The sequence below is a fragment of the Gammaproteobacteria bacterium genome, from assembly GCA_029862005.1.
In the GTDB taxonomy this organism is placed as follows: Bacteria; Pseudomonadota; Gammaproteobacteria.
The window spans coordinates 1-2,146 of the sequence record JAOTYD010000102.1; the positions used below are offsets into that span (position 1 = coordinate 1).

Annotated in this window: 4 protein-coding genes; 1 reads left to right on the plus strand and 3 read right to left on the minus strand. The window is 53.5% G+C overall.

From position 1 onward, the window contains the following. From OES20_19215 to OES20_19225, 3 genes are all read right to left on the minus strand, one after another. Nucleotides 1-1,104 (minus strand): extracellular solute-binding protein (locus OES20_19215; GenBank protein ID MDH3636823.1); only part of this gene is annotated, 1,104 nt, incomplete at its 3' end. Between the two features lie 53 nt (nucleotides 1,105-1,157). Then, nucleotides 1,158-1,427 (minus strand): TetR family transcriptional regulator C-terminal domain-containing protein, encoded by a 270-nt coding sequence (locus OES20_19220; GenBank protein ID MDH3636824.1) that lies wholly within the window; start codon nucleotides 1,425-1,427, stop codon nucleotides 1,158-1,160. 204 nt (nucleotides 1,428-1,631) lie between these two features. Continuing rightward, nucleotides 1,632-1,838: a hypothetical protein gene (locus tag OES20_19225; GenBank protein MDH3636825.1), complete on the minus strand. Its 207-nt coding sequence runs from the start codon at nucleotides 1,836-1,838 to the stop codon at nucleotides 1,632-1,634. Nucleotides 1,839-1,941: 103 nt separating this feature from the next. Between OES20_19225 and OES20_19230 the strand changes: the two genes are divergently transcribed. Continuing rightward, nucleotides 1,942-2,146 (plus strand): Rieske (2Fe-2S) protein (locus tag OES20_19230; protein ID MDH3636826.1); only part of this gene is annotated, 205 nt, incomplete at its 3' end.

Consider the following 2,146-nt stretch of genomic DNA (forward strand, 5'->3'; position numbering starts at 1 on the left):
ACCGCTCTTTACACGAGCCAGCACGCGGGTGCGTGCTCGTTCCTGCATGGGTCCGTGTGGGTCGACTCGAAAGGTGCGGCTCAAGGCTTGCTGGTCCGGGTAAATGGCCGGGTTATTTCGCGATTCCGGGCTGATCAATTTCATCGCAGCCGCATTCGGTGTCGCGTAGTTCGAGTAATCCGCGTTTCTAAAGGCAATATCTTCGCGCAACAGGAAGTTCAAGAATGTATGGGCATTCTCGACGTGCGGCGCATCCGTCGGAATGTAGATGCCATCGATCCACATGCCACTACCTTCTTTAGGTATGAAATAAGCGAGGTCGATATCAATGCCGGCTTCTTTAGATCGTTGTAAGGCGTTTGCGTAATCTCCCGACCAGGCCATTGCGACGCAGAGTTCCTTGTTTGGTATATCTGACAGGAACTTGTCGTTACTGAAATAGCGCACGTACGGACGCACCTCGAGCAACATTTCCTGAACGGCCGCAAGGCTCTCCTCATCAACAGCGTTGGGGTCGAGTTCCAGGTAGGCGAGCGCCATCGGGAGCAGGCTGGTTACTGAGTCAAAGAAACTCACCCCGCAGTCTGCGAGCTTGCTGATGACTTCCGGATCGAACAGTATCGCCGCAGTGTCCATAGGCTGATTCGGCAATCGTTCTCGAACCATATCAACGTTCCATGAAATTCCCGTAGTACCCCAATGATAGGGTGTGTTGTAGCCGCGCACCGACTCGTAAATATCGAGCTGCCGCATTATCTCCGGATCGAGGTTCTTGAGATTGGGCAATTGCTCGGGGTCAACTTTCTGGTAGACGCCGACATCGATCAGGCGGCTGGCGAGCAGGTTATCGTGGAAGATCACGTCATAACCGCTATTGCCGGTCAAGAGCTTTACGTCGATCGTTGCAGATGTCGCGTAGGTGTCGTAATTGACACTGATTCCGGTCTCGGACTCAAACTGCTCGACAACACCTGGGGCGATGGCATCCGCCCAGTTGTAGACGTTGACAACTTTTTCGCTGCCAGTAGCGGTAGTCGTTTCGCTTCCACAGGCAGTAATCATCAAAACCGCTGTGTACGCGGTGATTCGAAACAATTTCGTCATATTTCATCCAGGCTGCGCTTCTTCGCTTAACTTTATCTTACTTACAGGTTTATTCACAAAGGATAGTGTTTCGGAAATACGCTATGCAGATATTCGTCGACAGCATTGGTGGCGCTATGCCGTTCGAAGCGCTTCGGGCTGATCAGGTAGGACAGCCACATGCCATTGGTGACTGATGCCAGCATAGTAGCAACGGCCGCCCTGGTTACATTCTTGTAGTTACCCTCTGCAATAATTTCATCGCAGAGAGTGCAAAGAACATCGTCGTAGTACTCATCGGATTTCTTGCACACTTCGCGATACCTGGGTCGGGATTTAAGGATAGGAATTTCTATCGCGTGGTTGAGGCGCTGGGCGTGGAAAACGATCGCTGCATCCTGGTATTAGCAGCGCATGAGCCGGTAAGCCGTGGACACGGGATCGTCGCGGCATGAATCGGCACCTGATCCGGGTGCCTCGTTTGGTCAACTTCCTGAATCTCGGTGGTTCGGCCATCTGCGGGCCGAACGATATCCTCGGACATCGGCTCAGGCGATGTCTGGCACGGGGTGATAGGTCAGGGACAGTGTCTCGCCCTCGGGCGAGGGCGGATCGGGACCGACGATGATCAGTGTCGGCGCTTGGCGACAGGCGACGTAATAGTCGTCCAATCGTTTGATCCCCCGGCCGGCATAATTACCGATGACGACATAGACGAGAATGCTGACCGCAATCATGGTCGTGTAGATGTCCATCTCGGTTACTTTAGCTCACTCGACGTTGTATACGTTTGATATCGCTGGATTAGGGAACCAGTATGTAGCATATAATATTGCCGAGGATGGGTAGGCTACAGACATGACGAGAACATTGCAGGAGGTTCGGCCGTCGCTGCCGGCAAGCTGGTACTACGACCCCGATCATTACAAACTGGAGCTCGAGGAGATCTGGTACCGCGACTGGATATGCGTCGGCCACGTCGACGCGCTGACCCAAACCGGTGATTACTTCACCGCGACGATCGGAGACCAGAGTATCATCGTGACCCGAGCGACGAACGGTG